Raw genomic sequence first — 19,003 nt, forward strand, 5'->3', positions numbered from 1 at the left:
AATATTATAAAAAAAAATTATATTTTCTTATTTTTGCATCACAAAATACTATCAAAATGACGATCACTCAATTACAATATGTGTTAGCTGTTGCAGAACATAAAAATTTTACACTTGCTGCCGAAAAATGCTTTGTTACCCAGCCTACCTTAAGTATGCAGATTCAAAAAATTGAAGAAGAGCTTAATATTTTAATTTTCGACAGAAGCAAAAAACCCATCCAACTTACTGATATTGGTCAAAAAATTGTCAATCAGGCAAAGAATATTGTGAACGAAGCAGATCGAATAAAAGATATCGTAGAGCAGCAAAAAGGTTTTATTGGAGGAGAATTTCGTTTGGGAATTATCCCGACAATTATGCCTACGCTTTTGCCAATGTTTTTAAACAACTTCATCAAGAAATATCCAAAAGTAAAACTTTTGATTGAAGAGCTGAACACAGACGAAATTATTATAAAATTAAAAAATGGTCATCTTGATGCTGCAATTGCTGCTACCCCGCTGGAAGACGAAAAAATAAAAGAAATTGTTTTGTATTTTGAGCCATTTGTGGCTTACATACCGGAACATCATGCAAGTTTTCAGAAAGATGAAATTGAAATTGCCGATTTAAATATTAATGAAATTTTGCTTTTGCAGGACGGACATTGTTTTAGAGACGGTATTTTGAATTTGTGCAAACACGGTACTGATATTGATCAGAATAATTTTCAGATCCAAAGCGGAAGTTTTGAAACCCTGATAAAATTAGCCGATGAAGGATTGGGTACAACGTTACTTCCGTACTTGCATACTTTAGACTTAAAAGATTCTGATAAGCTAAAACTACGAAACTTTAAAGAGCCTAAACCTGCTCGTGAGGTAAGTTTAATTTACCCTAAAAGTGAATTAAAAATGCAAATTATCGACGCACTAAGATCTACCATTGCCGGCGTTGTAAAAGGAGCAATTGTTTTTCAGAATGTTCAGATCATAAGTCCGCTACAAAAAAAGTAATCATAAAAAAAAGAGCCAATTGGCTCCTTTTTTTATACTTTGATCAGTAGTAAACTTTGTTTTAGTTCTGGCTTTTCGATAATAAAATTTAATAACCATTCTTGCAATTGTTCCATTTCGTATGGTAACAGTGTTTTAATAGCTTTTTCTAATTCTTTACAAAAAAGTATCGGGTCGAAACTTACTCTCTCAAGTATTGATTTCGTGTAATCAAACATCATTTTAGACATAATAAAATAAGATTTTCGGGGGTTATCTCTATTTTTAAACTCGCACAAATTTAATCAAATATCATTCATAAGTACTCATTTTAACTTATTATTTTAAAAAATTTATCAACGAATACGTTTTCTTAATATACATAAATCAATATAGAACCATTCTAAACAACTCATTTAAACGTTTTTAGTGGCTCGAAACATTTCTCGTTTTCCGGGGGGACCAGCCAGCTTTTCGACCGTAAATCCAACTTCTATCATACTTCTTTTAACAACACCTCTCGCTGCGTATGTTACCAATACTCCATTTGGCTTTAAACTGTTGTACATTTTCCTGAAAATTTCAGTACTCCACAACTCCGGTTGCACCCGATATCCGAAGGCGTCAAAGTAAATCAAATCAAAAATTTCAAAATCGTTTATTTCATCAAAAAATTGTTTTCTTTTGGTTAACGAAAAATCAGCACTAATTCCTATTTTTTCATTCCATTCGCATTCATGCATTTTTTCAAAAACTGCTGCATACTCCTTTGCTTCCAATTCGGCAACATAATTCATTGCCAAAACCTCTGTAGCTGCTACCGGATAAGCCTCTACTCCAACATAATCAATCTTCTGATTTTTTTGAGTTGTTTCTAAAAAAGTAATAAAAGCATTTAAACCGGTACCAAACCCAATTTCAAGAATAGTAACCTGCTTATTTTCAAACAATGAAAGTCCGTTTTTTATAAAAACATGTTTTGCTTCCTGAATTGCTCCGTGTTTCGAATGATAACATTCGTCCCATTCCTGCAAATGAATTGTTGTTGAACCATCTAGCGTTTTAATTATTTCTCTTTTCACTTTTTTAGGAATTTACAGTCTGATTTTATTGGTATTCAAGATATTTTAAGAGTCAAATTTAATCAAAACAAATGCGTAAAGCCTTAAAAAACGGTTGTTTTTTCATAAATTCTTTATAAAACTATCTTAATTTTTTGACTTTATTATAGGATAAACAAATCTCAGTTAAAGGGCATAAATAATGCAGTTTTACTAAGCAAATTACTTATTTTTACTTAATTTTGCATTTATTAATTTCTATTTCACACCAAATCATTGCTTTAGGATCTTTCTAATAGTAATGAAAATTACAAAAAACTTTACATAATTATGAGTACAACTCAAACAAGCAAAATTGAAATCAGAAAAGCGACTTCGTCAAAAATAAGCGGAGTAGACTTTCAAAACCTAAGCTTTGGTTCTGTTTTTACAGACCATTTATTCGAATGTGATTTTAAAAATGGAGAGTGGCAAAATCCTGTCATTAAGCCTTATGCTCCAATTTTGATGGATCCTTCTTCAAAAGTCTTTCATTACGGACAAGCTATTTTTGAAGGTATGAAAGCTTACAAAGATGACAATAACGATGTTTGGTTGTTTAGACCTGACGAAAACTTTAAACGTTTTAATAATTCTGCAGTTCGTATGGCAATGCCGGAAGTTCCGCAAGCTATTTTTATGGATGGTTTGAATGAATTATTAAAAATTGATCAGGAGTGGATTCAAAGAGGAAACGGAAGCAGCATGTACATTCGTCCGTTTATGATTGCTACAGGCGCTGGTGTTGTTGCGAATCCTTCTGACGAATATAAATTCATGATTTTACTTTCTCCTGCACAATCTTATTATGCCGGTGAGGTAAAAGTTATTATTGCTGAACATTACAGCAGAGCTGCAAATGGCGGAATTGGAGCTGCAAAAGCGGCAGGAAATTATGCTGCACAGTTTTACCCAACAAACTTAGCCAATAAAGATGGTTTTCAACAGGTTATCTGGACAGATGATGCAACACATACTAAACTAGAAGAGGCGGGCACAATGAACGTTTTCTTTAGAATTAATGATACCTTATTGACTGCTCCTACAAGCGAAAGAATCTTAGACGGTATTACCAGAAAAAGTTTGATTGCTATGGCAGAAAAAGAAGGTCTTAAAGTAGATGTTCGTTCTGTAATTGTTTCAGAATTGGTAGAAGCTGCAAAAAACGGATCACTAAAAGAAATTTTTGGAGCCGGAACAGCCGCTGTTATCAGTGTTATTAAAGGTTTCTCTTATCAGGATGTTTATTATGAAATGGCTCCGGTTGAGGACTCATACGCCTCTCTTTTAAAAGAAAAATTAACAAGTCTTCAAAACAAACTTTCTGAAGATACTTTTGGCTGGACTGTAAAGGTGCAATAAGCCAAAGCTATTTAAATATAAAAACCCGACAGATTTTAAAAATTTGTCGGGTTTTATATTTTATATAATTAAACACAATCTTGTCATTTCGACGAAGGAGAAATCCTTGCGAGAAGCTCGACAAAGATTGGCCACTTTTAGAAACGGAGTTCATTGCGAAGATTTCTCCTTCGTCGAAATGACAAACTACACTCAAACAGCATAATAAAATCTGCTCGATCTGCAAAATCTGCGTGAAAAAAAAAAATTAAACAGAATTTATTTTACAATAATTTAGAAAAATCAGGCTTAAAATAATTAGGTCCTTTCATGACCTTTCCGTCTTCTCTGTAAATTGGTTGCCCATCTTCTCCAAGTTTACTCATATTACTACGCTGAATTTCATCAAAAACAGCTTCGATTTTATCCTGCAAACCGTGTTCGATTATTGTTCCGCACAAAATATACATCATATCTCCAAGAGCGTCAGCGATTTCGACTAAATCATTATTTTGTACTGCTTCCAGATATTCCTCGTTTTCCTCTTTCATCAAATTATAACGAAGTATTTTTTTAGTCTCACCCAAATCGGCAATTGGTGTTTGGCTGTGACCTATTTTAAAAGCAGTATGAAATTCAGTAACCGCATCAAGTTGTTTTCTCATGATTTTATTTGATTAAATGAACCGGCAAATTAGCAACTATTCGTATACAATTCTCTAAATTTGTCGAAAATAATTTTTACTATGTTTAGTCAAGGACAATTAATATTCGCACTCTGTTTTTTTATTGCATTTGTAATCGTAATGATATTTGCTTATCGAAAAGATCTTGCATTGCACAAAGTTTTCTACAAAGGAAATTATAAAGTACTAATTGTATTCTTGCTTTTTATTGCTATATTATTTGTGATCAAATTTTTCTTTAAAAGATAATTACATAAATTTATTGCTACATTTAAAATAAGTAATTTTTGAAGTCTTACAATTAAACTTCTTTAAAAACGTTTTATTTAAAGCTTTTATTGACCTTAATAATTTTATAAAGTGTACTTTTATTGCGCTACAATTAACATGACTCGTAATAAAATTTATAACTTTACGACACAAAATAACTGACTACAATGAAGATTCTGAAATATTTATTCCTGCTATTATTATTAAGCTTAGTTGCACTCACTGTTTTTGTTGCTACTCAAAAAGGGATTTTTTCTGTTGAAAGAAGCAAAGTGATCAATTCGCCAAAAGCAACAGTTTACAATTATATAAATGATTTTAGAAACTACGAAGATTTTGAATCGTGGACAGCGGAAGATCCTTCAATAAAAATGACGTTTCCAAGTAAAACAGTCGGAAACGGTGCTTCATATTATTGGGCCGGAGAAGACGGAAAAGGAAATGCAATCACGCTAAAAACAAAGGACGGTGAAAGCATTGATCAAAAAATGAAATATAACGGAACTGAAGCTGACATAAACTGGACGTTTAAAGATACTTTGGCAGGAAAAACGAAAGTTACCTGGAAAGCATCCGGAACAATGAGCTTTTTATTCAAAGTTTATACCGCTCTTAACGGAGGTTCTGATAAAGTTATAGGTACTATCTACGAAAAAAGCCTTGCAAATATTGACAAGAACCTGGATTATGAGACTAAAACTTTCTCGGTTGATGTAAATGGTGTTGTCAAAAAAATCGAAACTCCTTACATCAAACAAACTTTTACAAGCGAAATTTCTAAAGTAAATAAAAATGCAAGAGTTGTAATTCCGAAACTTATCGAGTTTAGTCGAAACAATGGCTTGTCTACAAACGGAAAACCTTTTATTATTTACCATACTTACGACACAACAACCGGATTAGCAAAAATTTCTATTTGTTTACCTACAAACAAAGAAATCATGACAACATCAGGAAGTGATATTTCTGGAGGGACTCTGAATGGTTTCGAAGCGGTCAAAACAACTCTAAAAGGTGATTACACCCATCTTAACCAGGCAATTGCCAAAAGCAATGCTTTTGTAAACAAAGAAAAAATAACACTGGATTTAAACTGGTCACATCTTGAAATTCTAACCATTAGCAAACTAGACGTAAAAAGTCCGTCTAAGTTAATGACCGAAATTTATTACCCGATAAAACCAAAACCAATTCCGGTTGTCAAAGCACCTGTTTACAGATCAGAGACAGAACCTGCAGCTGCAAAACCTGCAGAAACACCTAAAACTACTCCAAAATCTACAGAAGAAGAGCAGTCAGAATTCTAAAATAATCAGGTTATCAAACCTTTTGTTTAAAATTCGTTCTAAATTAAGATAAATCAAAAAAATTTGACAGACGAGAAGGAATTTATACAACAGCTATTAAATCCTAAAACGCAAAATACAGCGTTTCAAACACTCTTGTCTGATTATCAAAAGCCATTGTATGCTCATATTCGAAATATCCTTTTGAATCATGATGATACAGATGATGTATTGCAGAATACTTTTGTAAAAGTTTTTCAGAATTTGAAGAATTTTAAGGGAGAAAGCAAACTTTTTTCCTGGATGTATCGAATTGCAACCAATGAGGCTTTGACTTTTTTAAATCAAAAAGCAAAACTAAACGGAGTTACTTCTGAAGATTTACAAAACAAAACCATAGACAATCTAAAAGCTGATGTTTATTTTGATGGAGACGAAATTCAGATAAAACTTCAAAAAGCCATTGTAACTTTGCCCGAAAAGCAACAGTTGGTTTTTAAAATGAAATATTTTCAGGAATTAAAATACGAGGAAATCGCAGAAATTTTAGGAACTTCAGTTGGTGCATTGAAAGCATCATATCATCACGCAGTAAAAAAAATTGAATTATATGTTACTTCAAATTAAACCTTTTGTTATAAAACATATCTTATAGACATTATGAAAGCATTTAAATTAGAAAACGAACCGAAAATAGTAACTGGATTTAAAACTCCGGAGGATTACTTTGATGATTTTTCGACAAAAATTCTACAGCAAATAAATGAAAAGGAAGAAGTAAAAGTAATTCCAATTTACAGACGTAAAAAAGTACTTTCGATCCTTGCGGCGGCCGTAGTATTTATTGCCCTGATGATTCCGGTAATCAGCAATTACAACAACACATCTAAAGATCTGGATGAAGATACCCTGGAAACTTATTTAGCCTATCAGTCTAATTTAAATCAATATGATTTGATTCAAAAATTAGATACAAAAGATATTAACGAACTTAGCAAAAATGTTCCTATAGAAGATGAAACAATAGAGGATGTTTTGGCAACAAATTCAAATATTGAAAATTTAATTTCAGAATAAAAACATAAATATCATACAATGAAAATTAAAAACATATTACCGATAATTCTATTCTTTACTACTTTTTCATTTTATGCACAAAATGAAAAAACAGATGAAAAGCGTGAAAAAGTTAAAGCGTACAAAGTTTCTTTTCTAACGACAGAACTTGAGTTAAGTTCTACAGAAGCAGAAAAATTCTGGCCCATTTATAATGCATTTGATGATAAACAATTTGAATTGCGTCATGAAAAAATGAAAATGTACTTAAGCAAGCTAGACGATGAGAGCATTGGTGCAATGTCTGAAAAAGAGGCTGCTTCGCTCCTGTCGCAAATGGAAAGTACTGACAAAGAATTATATCTTTTGCGTGACAAATACAATAGTAATATAAAAAAGATACTATCAGCAAAGAAGATATTAAAGCTTAAAAAATCTGAAGATGATTTTAATAAAAAGTTATTAAAGCAATACCGTGATAAAGCCGGTAATAAGTAAAAAAAAATCAAAATAAACAATAGCGATAAGACCCCTATATAATAATACTTACTTTATTATTTAGGGGTCTTGTTATTTTTATTTAAAATGAATTCGAACCAATTTATTATAACCTGCTGCTATTGCAGTATTTTTATTTAAAAAACGGATTGTAAAAAGCTGGCTGTCATTAGACAACTGTACCCATGAAGCTCCATTATCTGTTGAATATTGTAATCCTCCTGATCCCACACAAACCAATTGGCTACCATTACTACCCGGAACATACTGTACACAGGAAGCATATCCAAAACCTTCATTTTGTCCAATTAATTCCCAAGTCTTTCCTCCATCTTTGGTAAAAGCTTTATTATCCTTTTTTTGATCCGGAAACTCATAATCTCCTCCTGCTATAAAACCGGATTTTGCATCATAAAAATCAGCTGTAAAAATTCCTGTCATTTCTTTTCCCTGAACCATAGGCGTATCAATAACTTTCCAGGTTTTTCCTTTATCAGGAGAATAAAAAATCCTTGCTTTTTTTCCACCCGAGACAATCCAGGTTTCGTTTCCTTTTACTACAATATTAGAGTTACTGGCGGCAAAAGCTGCTTCGCCCTGTGCATTTGTAGGCAATTTGTCTGATAGTAATTTAGTCCAGGTTTCTCCACCATCACGTGTAATAACTACTGAAAAAGTATCTTCTGTAGGATCACCAACAGCAATTCCTTCTTTATCATTCCAAAATTGCATACTGTCGTAAAACACTTTCGAATGAATTTCTTTATAAACTAATTTTACTTTTTGATTTTTTTTAGAAACCTGATAAAGTAATGCAGGATTTCCTACACTTAACAAATATACATCGTTTGAAGTCTGGGCTATACTTCTAAATTCTAATTTTAAAGTATCACGATAAATATGGTCTTCGAATTTCTCATTTTTATCTAAGTCATAATAGCCAAAACGAGAATTATCACCTCCGTACCAAACCTTATTTTTATCAATTAATATGGCGCGAATGCTTATTTTATCCTTAAATAATGTATCAATCTGCACACTTGAAAAATAACCATTTAATTCTATTTTATCACTATAATGCAGCGTTTTAAAAGACATAAACAAAATAAAAACACCGCAAAATAATATTACTTTTCTCATATAAATTAGTTTTTTGGTGCTAAAATACAATTATTTCTAACACAGTAAATAAGTTGGGTGTTTTTTTCTGGCACAGTAATTGGATATCCCAGAATATTAATCTTAATATGATTTAAAAATGAAAACTAAACTACTATTTATAGCCCTGTTAGCACTAGGTTTTAGTTCTGTACAAGTACAAAGCCAAACTACTGTTTATGCGAAGAATTCAGATATAAGCGATAATTTAGATTTAAGAGCTGTAGCTTCTATGTTTGGAGAATCAGCAAATCTTCAGGATTTTGAAAGACGCTTAAATGATCCTAAATATCAAATATCAAATCTTGATTTAAACGGGGATAACGAAGTTGATTATTTGCGCGTAATCGAATCTGTCGAAGCCAGAACTCACGTTGTAATTATCCAGGCGGTTTTAGACCGAGACGTATATCAGGACATCGCTACAATCGATGTAGAGAGAGATAATTATAATAGAGTAAATGTGCAGGTTGTAGGAAACACTTACCTATACGGAGCGAACTATATTTATGAGCCGGTTTATAATGTAACTCCTGTAATATATGCTTCATTTTGGGCTAGAAATTACCGCCCATATTGTTCTGCATGGACATGGAACTATTATCCTACTTATTATGCTGCCTGGACACCTTATCCTATTTACAGATACAGAAACAACATCAATGTATGTATCAACGTAAACAACCATTATAATTATGTAAGCACAAGAAGAAGTTACATAGCTCCTGTTATGTACGAATCAAGACGTACTTACGGTTACGAAACCAGACGCCCAGATAATAGCTTTGCTCAAAGACATTACAATGTAACCAACAGATACGATCTGGATCAAAGACGTGTTGCAAGTAGAGATTATAACAGAACTCAGAACAACAACTACAGCACAAACAGATCGAATTCAGGAAGAGTTTCTACTCCGGATAATACAACTCCAACCAGAAACTATGCTGATAACAGAGGTACTACCGACAGAAGTTACAATACAAATCGTGCAACTTCGACAGGCAGAGATTATACGACCACACCAAATAATCCGGTACGAGTTGACAACACTCAAAGAACAGACAATAGAAGAGATTACAGCCAGAACAATGGCAATATGTCCAGAGGAAATTCTCAAAGTGATATGAATAACAACAGAGGTTCTTCTGTACAAAGAACAGAAGCTCCGAGAAACTATTCAGAAAACAGAACAAGCTCACCAAGACCTGAAAACACGCAACGTTCAGAATCTCCAAGAGCAAGTCAGGAGTCCAGAGGCAGCCAGCCACAAAGAGAAAGTAGTTCCGGATCAAGAGGTGGCGAAGGAAGAAGAGGTTAATATTAAATTCGCATTTCTAAATAAAAAACTAAAGCACAATTTAACGATTGTGCTTTTTTTTATCTTTTTAATTATAATTGACGCTAATTTGTTTTAAAACAGTAAATTTGCAACCGTCTTTTATAAAAACATACATGAGCGCATCGCATAAAAACTTACATAGTAAGTTGTCTATAGGAGGTTTATTGATAACATTAGGAATTATTTATGGGGATATTGGTACTTCGCCATTATATGTAATGAAAGCCATACTTGGTGATTATGCCATAAATTCTGATATTGTTTTAGGTGGAATTTCATGCGTTTTTTGGACTCTGACTTTGCAAACTACCATTAAGTATGTCCTTATCACCTTAAGTGCTGATAATCATGGCGAAGGTGGGATTTTTGCCTTGTATGCCTTAGTCAAAAAAACCAAAATTCAATGGCTCATTGTGCCCGCCATAATTGGTGGAAGTGCACTGCTTGCCGACGGAATTATAACGCCCCCTATTTCGATATCTTCTGCAGTTGAAGGAATTAGAGCGTTTTATCCTACAATGGAAACGGAGACAATTGTTTATATTGTTATCGGAATTCTATTTATTTTATTTACCATACAACAATTTGGAACCAAGCTCGTTGGGAAGTTTTTTGCACCCATGATGCTTATTTGGTTTGCCATGTTGGGAACCCTTGGAACGATTCAGATTCTAAGTCATCCAGAGGTAATAAAAGCTGTAAATCCTTACTATGCTTATCATTTACTATCGATTCATCCGGATGGTTTCTTTGTACTTGGATTTGTATTTTTATGTACAACGGGTGCCGAGGCATTGTACTCTGACATGGGACACTGCGGTAGAAAAAACATTAGAATTAGCTGGATATTTGTAAAAACAACCTTGGTATTAAATTATTTTGGTCAGGCGGCTTATTTAATACATCATGAAGGAAGTACACTACAACAATTAGGCGGAGAAAACGGAAATCCTTTTTATCTGATTATGCCTCATTGGTTTCTTCCGTTTGGAATTGTGGTAGCAACTCTTGCAGCTGTAATTGCTTCTCAAGCACTTATTAGCGGTTCATTTACATTGATAAACGAAGCAATGCGATTGAATTTCTGGCCAAAAGTAAAAATCAAATATCCTACTGAAGTCAAAGGACAACTGTATATCCCGTCGATCAACTGGTTATTGTTTTTTGGTTGTGTTGGAATCGTTTTACACTTTCAAAAATCAGGAAACATGGAGCATGCCTACGGTCTTGCTATCATTTTATGTATGATCATGACCACTATTTTACTTAATTATTATTTGATAATGAAAAGAGTAAAACTGTATTTAATGGTTCCGCTTATCACGATTTATCTTCTTATAGAATTTAGCTTTTTGATTGCTAACATCACCAAATTTGCCGAGGGCGGTTACGTAACTTTAATCATCGCTGCTTTGCTTATATCGATCATGACAATCTGGTATCTGGCTAAGAAAATTAACAAAAGCTATACTAAAATCATCAAAATCGACGATTATAAAAAAGTATTAATGGAGTTAAGCGAAGACTTATCGATCCCTAAATATGCAACACATTTGGTTTATATGACCAATGCAAATCGTGTAGACGAACTAGAGGAAAAAGTTATTTATTCGATCTTGCAAAAACGTCCAAAAAGAGCTGATATCTACTGGTTTGTACATGTAAATATTTTGACTGAGCCTTATAAAACACAATATAAAGTGACCGAAATTGCAAAAGATGATATTTACAGAATCGATTTTAATTTAGGATTCAGAGAACCTACCAAAATCAATTTGATGTTTAGAGAAGTAATTCGCGATATGGTAAAACGTGGCGAAGTAGATATAACAAGCCGTTATGAATCACTAAACAAAAACAATATTATTGGTGACTTTAAGTTTGTATTGTCTGAGAAATTTTTATCGAATGACAACGATTTAAGATGGCACGAAAACATTATCATGAACTCTTATTTCTTTATCAAGAAACTGAGTTTGTCTGAAGAAAGAGCTTTTGGTTTGGACAGTAGTTCGGTAAAAATAGAGAAATTCCCTATGGTGCTTCATGCTCCGGAAAACATCGGATTGACCCGAATTATAAAATAAATCATTTATAAAATACATTCAAAAACACTCTTTTAAACTTTATTAGAGTGTTTTTTTTCTTTTTAAAGAAGGTTAAATCAACAATCAGAATTAAAAATTTAACTTTCAATCAATTAATAGTACCTTTGCAACTCAAATAATTAAAATGAGATTACACAGAAATTTAGTTTATACTACCATCGATTCTTTAAATGCAATTTTCAATGAAGGAGAATATGCGGATAAAGTGGTAGCAAGAGCATTAAAAAAAGACAAACGTTGGGGAAGTTCTGACAGGAAGTTTGTTGCTGAAACGATATACGAAATTGTTCGTTGGAAACGATTATACGCAGAAATTGCAGAAGTAAAAGAACCTTTTGACAGAGAGAATTTATGGCGAATGTTTGCAGTTTGGGCAGTTTTAAGAGGATATCCAATTCCGGATTGGAAACAATTGGAAGGAACTCCTGAAAGAAAAATAAAAGGACGTTTTGATGAACTTTCGAAAGTTAGAGCATTAAAAGAATCTATTCCGGACTGGATGGATGAATTGGGTGTAAAAGAATTAGGCGAAAAAGTTTGGGCTACAGAAATTGCGGCTCAAAACCAACCTGCCAAAGTTATTTTAAGAACCAATACGCTTAAAGGAACTAAGGAAAGCCTGAGAAACACGTTGATGGATTTGAATATTGAAACAGAATATTTAAAAGATCAACCTGAAGCTTTAGTCTTAAAAGAAAGAGCGAATGTATTTTTGACAGACGCTTTTAAACAAGGACTTTTTGAGGTTCAGGATGCAAACTCACAATTGGTTGCCGGTTTTCTGGATGTCAAACCAGGAATGCGTGTCGTAGATACTTGCGCCGGAGCCGGAGGAAAAACATTGCACATTGCCTCTTTGATGGAAAACAAAGGACAATTGATTGCAATGGATTTGTATGAAAGCAAACTAAAACAATTAAAATTAAGAGCTAAAAGAAATGGCGCTTTTAATATTGAATACAGAATTATTGACACTACAAAAGTGATCAAAAAATTACACGAAAAAGCAGATCGTGTTCTAATTGATGCGCCTTGTAGCGGTTTAGGAGTTCTAAAAAGAAATCCGGATGCCAAATGGAAATTGAAACCTGAATTTATTGATAATATCCGTAAAGTACAGGCAGAGGTTTTAGAAAGCTATTCTAAAATTGTAAAACCAGGCGGAAAATTAGTTTATGCAACTTGTTCTGTACTACCATCAGAAAATCAGGAGCAAGTAGAAAAATTCTTAAAAACTGAAATCGGAAAACAATTTACCTTCATTAAAGATCGTAAAATTCTGGCTTCTGAGTCAGGTTTCGACGGATTTTATATGGCGTTGTTAGAACGTAAAGATGCAGTAGTTAAAGAATAAATCTAACTGCTATACCTATAAAAAAAGCCTTTAGATTATTTTCTAAAGGCTTTTTTTATAGTATTAAACCGGGCACATATCTGGCGAAATTAAACAAAATGTTGGTATATTGTAAGGATCACAGGAAGGTCGCTCAACAAGAGGTTTAGAACAGTCCAGTTTATAACCATTAAGAGAATAAATATAATTACCACCCTTAATTTGTTTTAGTTCATTCTTGCTTAGCACCTGAACATTTGGAAGATTTAAAATAAGTTTCATAGTTATCTTTTTTAAGTTAATACTTTTTAAAGATAGCTAATTTTTCTTACATATATAAAAAACCAAAAATTAAGTTAAACTCGGTTTACGCAACAACTTACCATTTTCGTTTTCCTTAAATTTTGGAACAAAAACAATTTCTTTTGGTTTTTCAAATTTCCCAAGAACATCAAAAAAATCAGACGCAAATTCTTGCTTTTCTCCTTCAATAACCAAAATTAATTTTTCGCCCAAAATCGTATCCGGAATTCCTGTAACAAAAAATCTGGCATCAATTTTACCAATTAGTTTTGCTTCTATTTGTTCCGGAATGAGTTTTACTCCTCCACTATTGATTACATTATCTATTCTTCCTAAAAAAATAAACTGGTTTTCGTTTATCAATTCTACAAGATCATTGGTAACAATTGGCTCGTTGGAAATAGAAGAAACAGAAATCACTAAACAATCTCGATCATCTTTAGCAATTTTCACATTTGGTAAAATCGAAAATACACTCTCGCCTACTCTTTTTGCAGCGATATGCGTAATTGTTTCGGTCATTCCGTACGTTTCATAGATTTCAGTCTTTAAGGGTAAAAGCTGCCCTTCGAGCGCGCTATCTATTTTAGCACCACCAATAATCAACTTCTTGACGTTATGAAGTTTTTCGATAGAGTTTTGAACCTGCAAAGGTACCATAGCAACAAAATCATATTTAGTTCTATTCAATGCCAACGGATCTGTACTTGGTGATACCACATCGATATCTAAACCTAAAATCAGACTTCGAACCAACATCATTTTACCCGCTATAAATTGTGTTGGCAAACACAATAAAGCTTTATTACCCGGCTCTAAACCAAAAAAATCTCCTGTAGCCAATGCAGACTGAATCATGGCTTGCTTTTCTAACCGAACCAATTTAGGAAGTCCTGTTGTACCGGATGTCGTCATTTCGATATATTCCTTCTCATCGAACCAATCCAGCAAAAATTCACCAATTGCCCTTTCGTACACATCCCCTTCTTTGATATAGCTATATCCCACTCGGCTCAATTCTATTCCGTTTAAATGATAACCATTTAATTTAAAATAATTATGAACATTTTTATGCGTTAATTTTGACATGACTATATTAATTTGAAATTTCTACAACATTTATTTTACCAGTTAACTTTTCTTTCCAGTTGTTCCATTTGTACTTTTTATTAAATATAAAAAGCAAAACAGGATAAATAACAACAATGGGCAATATAACATCCAGTCCCGCTGAGGGTTCTGACAGATCTTTAAATATAGAATGGGTCTGAAAAACAGACCAATCTGACGTAACCAACAGAGCACCAATTAAATTATTGGCGGCATGAAAACCTAAAGCCAATTCGATTCCTTCATCCATAAGCGTGATAATTCCTAAAAACAATCCGGTTCCTATGTAGTAAATCATGATAACATAGCCCATTTTTGCCACTTCCGGATTAAAAATATGCATAGAACCAAATATAAGCGATGTCATCAGGAGCGGAAACCATCTGTTTTGAGCCAAATTGGCAAATCCCTGCATGAGATATCCTCTAAAAACATATTCTTCAGTGCTCGTTTGTATTGGTATCAATATTGACCCTGTGATAACTAAAATCAAGAAAGGAATTAATTTAAAATTCCAGATAAAATTCCCGGGAGACTTATAGTATACAAACAAGAAACTTAACAGAGTAAAAACTGACCATAAAACAAATGAAAAAGCAACACGTTTCCAATCTACTTTTTCCCGGGATGTGGTTACTGATAAAAAGGTCTGGTGATGTAGATATTTTACAACAAAATAAATTCCCGCCAGTGCAAAAGCAAAAGAAATCATGACCAAAAACAAAGTAAGATTAGGTTCAAACATTTTCATAACAGCAGCATTATCTGTTGGAAAAGCACTTTTACTATTAAAGCTTTTATACAATACTGCAACCGAAAAAGGAATTTGACCAATAAACGACGCAATAATAATTAAAACGGATCCTATAAGATACAACCAGAATTTATTTTGAGGTTTAATTCCTTGTTCTAAAAACATATATAATAATTTAAAAATGAGAATTCGAATTGATAAGTAAATCTTATTTTTGGTCTTGCTAAAATACCTAAATTTTAGTTTAATTATCTTACAACAGTCTAAATATAATAAAATGATACAAATTTACCATAATCCACGTTGCGGAAAATCCAGAAACTGTCTGGCTTTTATTGAACAAACCAATCAGGAATACGAAATTATCCCGTACCTCACAGAAACACCAACTTTTGATGAACTAAAAGTGCTACTTGAAAAACTAAATCTGCAACCTGTTCAATTAGTACGTGTTAAAGAAAAAATATGGATCGATAATTACAAAGGCAAAGAACTTACGAATGACCAGATTATTCAGGCTATGACAGCTAATCCAATTTTAATAGAGCGCCCAATTGTGATCAAAGACGGAAAAGCGATTATAGGACGGGATTTAGAGCTGGTAGCTTCTTTTTTAGATTGATTATAAAGAATCAAATTAACATATTTTTGTGATTTTTCTCTTTAAACCAAAAGCTACATTTGCCATCTAAAGATTAATTGAAACCAAAAATAAAAATGAAACAAATCAAATTTGCTGTATTGCTTGTATTCTTTCTTACAAGTTTTTACAACTATGGACAGCAGGGACCACCTGCCACAAACAAAGTAAAGGTTACGGGAAAAGTTTTCGAAAAAATTAGTAAACAACCTCTTGAATATGCCACGATTTCGATCACTGCCCCAAATGACACCAAAGTCATTGCAGGTGGAATAACTAATCCAAAAGGTGAATTTGATGTCGCAATTGCTCCGGGAACGTACGATATAAAAGTTGAATTTATCTCGTTTAAAGCAACCGAAATAAAAGGAAAAACAATTCAGGGCGATACTAATTTAGGCGTTGTTAATCTATCTGAAGATGCAGCACAATTAAATGAAGTTGTAGTTCGTGCCGAAAAGTCGACAGTAGACATAAAACTGGATAAAAAAGTATACAACGTTGGTCAGGATATGATGGTAAAAGGCGGAACTGTAAGTGACGTTTTAGACAATGTACCATCTGTTTCTGTTGATACAGAAGGAAACGTAAGTTTAAGAGGAAGTGATAATATCCGAATCTTAATTGACGGAAGACCTTCAAACGCAATAAACGTTGCCGAAGCATTACGCCAGCTTCCGGCCGATGCTATTGACAAAGTCGAAGTTATCACCAATCCATCAGCCCGTTACGATGCCGAAGGTGGATCAGGAATCATTAATATCATTCTTAAAAAAGGAAAAAATCAAGGTTTAAACGGAACTTTTATAGCCTCTACAGGTCTTCCGGAAACGTATGGTTTAAGTGGTAATTTAAATTATAAAACAGAGAAATTAAACTACTTCACAACTCTTGGTTACAACCGCAGAACAAGCGAAGGTGCAGGCTTAACCAATACAGGATATTTTAATGCTGACGGAACTCCAAAAGGATACCTTGACGAGGATCGTGATACTAAAAGAACTTCTGACGGATTTAACGGAAGAGCAGGTATAGAATGGACTGTTGCTCCAAATACGTTTTGGACAAATGCTATTAATTACCAAAAGAATTCCGGCGACACAAGAGATAATATCACTTATAGTAATTTTGGCGCAACACATGATTTTACAAGCAATTCATACCGATTTAATGATGGTGTTACCGCGAGTGAAAATGTAGAATATACGTCAAACTTAATCAAGAATTTTAACAATAAAGGACATAAACTTACTGCCGATTTATCGGTTTCCAGAAATACAGACGATAGTAATAGTCTCATCACAGCATCACCAAATGTCAATAGCACCCTGAACGATCAGGTTCAGAAACAAGTATTATTACAAACAGATTACGTATTGCCATTAGGCGAAGGAAGTCAATTTGAGGCCGGATATAAAGGAAGTTTTGGCGACCTGAACAATAAATATATAATAACCGACAATCTAAACAACCCTGATCCAAAATTATCAAATACTTTAGAGTACAAGGAAAACATAAACGCAATTTACACACAATACGGCTTCAAAGTCAATAAGTTTTCTTATTTATTTGGTTTGCGTTGGGAAGACACCAATATTCAGGTAAATCTGTTAGATACTAATAATTTCAACACAAAAAAATACAACAATTTGTTTCCGAGCGCATTTGTAAGCTACGAACTTTCAGAGAAAAGTAGTTTCAGCGCAAGTTACAGCAAGCGTCTAACAAGACCTAGAGGACGTTTCATGAATCCTGCGACGAATTACTCCAGCAATGTTAATATTTTTCAGGGAAATCCGGACTTAGATCCATCTTTAACAGACAAATTCGATATTGGATACATCAAACGTTGGGGCAAAGTAACTTTTAATACCTCGGCATATTTTGAAAACACAAAAGATGTTTTCAGCTTTGTGAGAACTCCTACCGGTGACGTTGTAACTCCTGATGGTAAGGTCGTAACTCCTCAGCCAGGTCAGACAGTTGATGGAATTCCGGTTATTTTAAGCCGCCCAATTAACTTAGGAAGAGAGCAAAAATTTGGTTTTGAGTTTACTCTTAATTATACACCCTTCAAAATATGGAGAGTTAACAGTAACTTCAATTTTTACAACGTAAAAACGACCGGAGATAATACGTACACCGATACAAAAGGTAATGTCGTAGTTCAAAATCTGGACAATCAAGCCAATACATGGTTTGCCAGAATCAACTCAAAACTAACCCTACCATACAAAATAGACTGGCAATTAAGCGGGGTTTATAATGGTGAGCAAAAAACGGCTCAAGGTAAAAACTTAGGTCAGTTTGGTATGAACACGGCGCTTAGCAAAGATGTCATGAAAGACAAAGCGACGATAGCCTTCAATATTAGTGACATTTTTAACTCCCGAATCATGAAGTCTTACACTTATCTACAAAATGATGTGACACAGGAAAGTCAAAGCGCTTATAGCGAAATGCAATTCCGTAAACGTCAATTCAACTTATCGTTTACCTATCGCTTTAACAAAGCCAAAAGTGACAGAGATAAAAATGCTGCACCCAAAAATGATGGTGGTGGCGACGGAGGAGAATTTCCTGCCGGATAATCTTTGAGATAAACATAAAAAAGACTCGTGAAAACGGGTCTTTTTTTATATAATTATTTTAAAACATAATGTTAAAGCATAAAAAAAGGACTCGTAAAAACGGGTCCTTTTTTATTGAAATCAATTTAAAATTAAATCGATTGTTCTTGTTTCTTCTTTGCTCTTTTCTCTTTGAAAAGTTCCCAGCTTGCTCCCGTAACCCAATAAGATACGAAACCAACCAAGAAAAACATCAACCAAAACCCTATAGTTAGTATGGTCAAGAAAAGTAAAAAACCTAAGTACTGTGAAAATTCAAACATGTTTTCCGGAATTTTTGAATGTAAGGACAAATGTATGTTTTATATTTTTCGTTAGCAATAAAAACGAAATCAATTTTCATAAAATCACAATTATCCGTATATTTAAACTCATTTTAAATAAGGGATTTTTTCGATTATTATTTAACCC

18 protein-coding genes are annotated in these 19,003 nt (G+C 33.3%); 11 read left to right on the top strand and 7 right to left on the bottom strand.

The annotated features are described in order from the left end of the window. Positions 1–56 precede the first annotated feature (56 nt). Positions 57–998 (top strand): LysR substrate-binding domain-containing protein, encoded by a 942-nt coding sequence (locus tag B0A64_RS16695; RefSeq protein WP_089480665.1) that lies wholly within the window; start codon positions 57–59, stop codon positions 996–998. Positions 999–1,030: 32 nt separating this feature from the next. Here the strand turns inward: B0A64_RS16695 and B0A64_RS25580 are convergent, their stop codons facing one another. Together B0A64_RS25580 and mnmD are read right to left on the bottom strand one after the other, a co-directional pair. Beyond that, entirely contained in the window at positions 1,031–1,228 is a 198-nt protein-coding gene (locus tag B0A64_RS25580) for a hypothetical protein (protein WP_017496117.1), read from the bottom strand. A gap of 165 nt (positions 1,229–1,393) precedes the next feature. Beyond that, positions 1,394–2,059: a tRNA (5-methylaminomethyl-2-thiouridine)(34)-methyltransferase MnmD gene (gene mnmD / locus B0A64_RS16705; protein WP_089480642.1), complete on the bottom strand. Its 666-nt coding sequence runs from the start codon at positions 2,057–2,059 to the stop codon at positions 1,394–1,396. A 309-nt stretch (positions 2,060–2,368) separates the two neighbouring features. On the opposite strand from mnmD, the gene B0A64_RS16710 reads away from it, so the two are divergent. Continuing rightward, positions 2,369–3,439 carry a branched-chain amino acid aminotransferase gene (locus B0A64_RS16710; RefSeq protein WP_089480643.1) on the top strand — a complete coding sequence of 357 codons (1,071 nt, stop codon included), beginning with the start codon at positions 2,369–2,371 and terminating at the stop codon, positions 3,437–3,439. A 263-nt stretch (positions 3,440–3,702) separates the two neighbouring features. Here B0A64_RS16710 and B0A64_RS16715 read toward each other — a convergent pair whose 3' ends face one another. Continuing rightward, complete coding sequence (locus B0A64_RS16715; RefSeq protein ID WP_089480644.1) at positions 3,703–4,083, bottom strand: pyrophosphohydrolase domain-containing protein; 381 nt, start codon at positions 4,081–4,083, stop codon at positions 3,703–3,705. 458 nt (positions 4,084–4,541) lie between these two features. Here B0A64_RS16715 and B0A64_RS16725 point away from each other — a divergent pair, with 458 nt between their 5' ends. The 4 genes from B0A64_RS16725 (at position 4,542) to B0A64_RS16740 (ending at position 7,214) form a co-directional block, all read left to right on the top strand. Beyond that, the gene (locus B0A64_RS16725) at positions 4,542–5,681 is read left to right on the top strand and encodes an SRPBCC family protein (protein ID WP_089480645.1); all 1,140 of its coding nucleotides are present in this window, start codon (positions 4,542–4,544) and stop codon (positions 5,679–5,681) included. Positions 5,682–5,744: 63 nt separating this feature from the next. Then, complete coding sequence (locus B0A64_RS16730) at positions 5,745–6,287, top strand: RNA polymerase sigma factor (RefSeq protein ID WP_089480646.1); 543 nt, start codon at positions 5,745–5,747, stop codon at positions 6,285–6,287. Between the two features lie 33 nt (positions 6,288–6,320). Beyond that, the gene (locus B0A64_RS16735) at positions 6,321–6,737 is read left to right on the top strand and encodes a hypothetical protein (protein WP_089480647.1); all 417 of its coding nucleotides are present in this window, start codon (positions 6,321–6,323) and stop codon (positions 6,735–6,737) included. Positions 6,738–6,755: 18 nt separating this feature from the next. Continuing rightward, entirely contained in the window at positions 6,756–7,214 is a 459-nt protein-coding gene (locus tag B0A64_RS16740) for a sensor of ECF-type sigma factor (RefSeq protein ID WP_089480648.1), read from the top strand. A 78-nt stretch (positions 7,215–7,292) separates the two neighbouring features. Here B0A64_RS16740 and B0A64_RS16745 read toward each other — a convergent pair whose 3' ends face one another. Beyond that, positions 7,293–8,354 (bottom strand): WD40/YVTN/BNR-like repeat-containing protein, encoded by a 1,062-nt coding sequence (locus B0A64_RS16745; protein WP_089480649.1) that lies wholly within the window; start codon positions 8,352–8,354, stop codon positions 7,293–7,295. A 118-nt stretch (positions 8,355–8,472) separates the two neighbouring features. Here B0A64_RS16745 and B0A64_RS16750 point away from each other — a divergent pair, with 118 nt between their 5' ends. The 3 genes from B0A64_RS16750 to B0A64_RS16760 all read left to right on the top strand — a co-directional run bounded on the left by B0A64_RS16750 (position 8,473) and on the right by B0A64_RS16760 (position 13,176). Continuing rightward, the gene (locus B0A64_RS16750; protein WP_089480650.1) at positions 8,473–9,693 is read left to right on the top strand and encodes a hypothetical protein; all 1,221 of its coding nucleotides are present in this window, start codon (positions 8,473–8,475) and stop codon (positions 9,691–9,693) included. Between the two features lie 134 nt (positions 9,694–9,827). Next, the gene (locus tag B0A64_RS16755) at positions 9,828–11,801 is read left to right on the top strand and encodes a KUP/HAK/KT family potassium transporter (RefSeq protein WP_089480651.1); all 1,974 of its coding nucleotides are present in this window, start codon (positions 9,828–9,830) and stop codon (positions 11,799–11,801) included. Between the two features lie 145 nt (positions 11,802–11,946). Beyond that, positions 11,947–13,176, top strand: coding sequence for an RsmB/NOP family class I SAM-dependent RNA methyltransferase (locus tag B0A64_RS16760; protein ID WP_089480652.1), 1,230 nt, complete (start codon positions 11,947–11,949; stop codon positions 13,174–13,176). A 63-nt stretch (positions 13,177–13,239) separates the two neighbouring features. Here B0A64_RS16760 and B0A64_RS24950 read toward each other — a convergent pair whose 3' ends face one another. The 3 genes from B0A64_RS24950 to B0A64_RS16770 form a co-directional block, all read right to left on the bottom strand. Further along, entirely contained in the window at positions 13,240–13,437 is a 198-nt protein-coding gene (locus B0A64_RS24950; protein ID WP_109746192.1) for a bacteriocin, read from the bottom strand. Between the two features lie 69 nt (positions 13,438–13,506). Then, complete coding sequence (locus B0A64_RS16765; RefSeq protein WP_089480653.1) at positions 13,507–14,547, bottom strand: AMP-binding protein; 1,041 nt, start codon at positions 14,545–14,547, stop codon at positions 13,507–13,509. A gap of 7 nt (positions 14,548–14,554) precedes the next feature. Beyond that, the gene (locus B0A64_RS16770) at positions 14,555–15,487 is read right to left on the bottom strand and encodes a CPBP family intramembrane glutamic endopeptidase (RefSeq protein WP_089480654.1); all 933 of its coding nucleotides are present in this window, start codon (positions 15,485–15,487) and stop codon (positions 14,555–14,557) included. A 112-nt stretch (positions 15,488–15,599) separates the two neighbouring features. Between B0A64_RS16770 and B0A64_RS16775 the strand changes: the two genes are divergently transcribed. Both B0A64_RS16775 and B0A64_RS16780 read left to right on the top strand, forming a co-directional pair. Beyond that, entirely contained in the window at positions 15,600–15,944 is a 345-nt protein-coding gene (locus B0A64_RS16775; RefSeq protein ID WP_089480655.1) for an arsenate reductase family protein, read from the top strand. Between the two features lie 95 nt (positions 15,945–16,039). Beyond that, positions 16,040–18,553: an outer membrane beta-barrel family protein gene (locus B0A64_RS16780; RefSeq protein ID WP_089480656.1), complete on the top strand. Its 2,514-nt coding sequence runs from the start codon at positions 16,040–16,042 to the stop codon at positions 18,551–18,553. Positions 18,554–19,003: the final 450 nt, after the last annotated feature.

It is taken from the genome of Flavobacterium araucananum (assembly GCF_002222055.1).
GTDB lineage: Bacteria > Bacteroidota > Bacteroidia > Flavobacteriales > Flavobacteriaceae > Flavobacterium > Flavobacterium araucananum.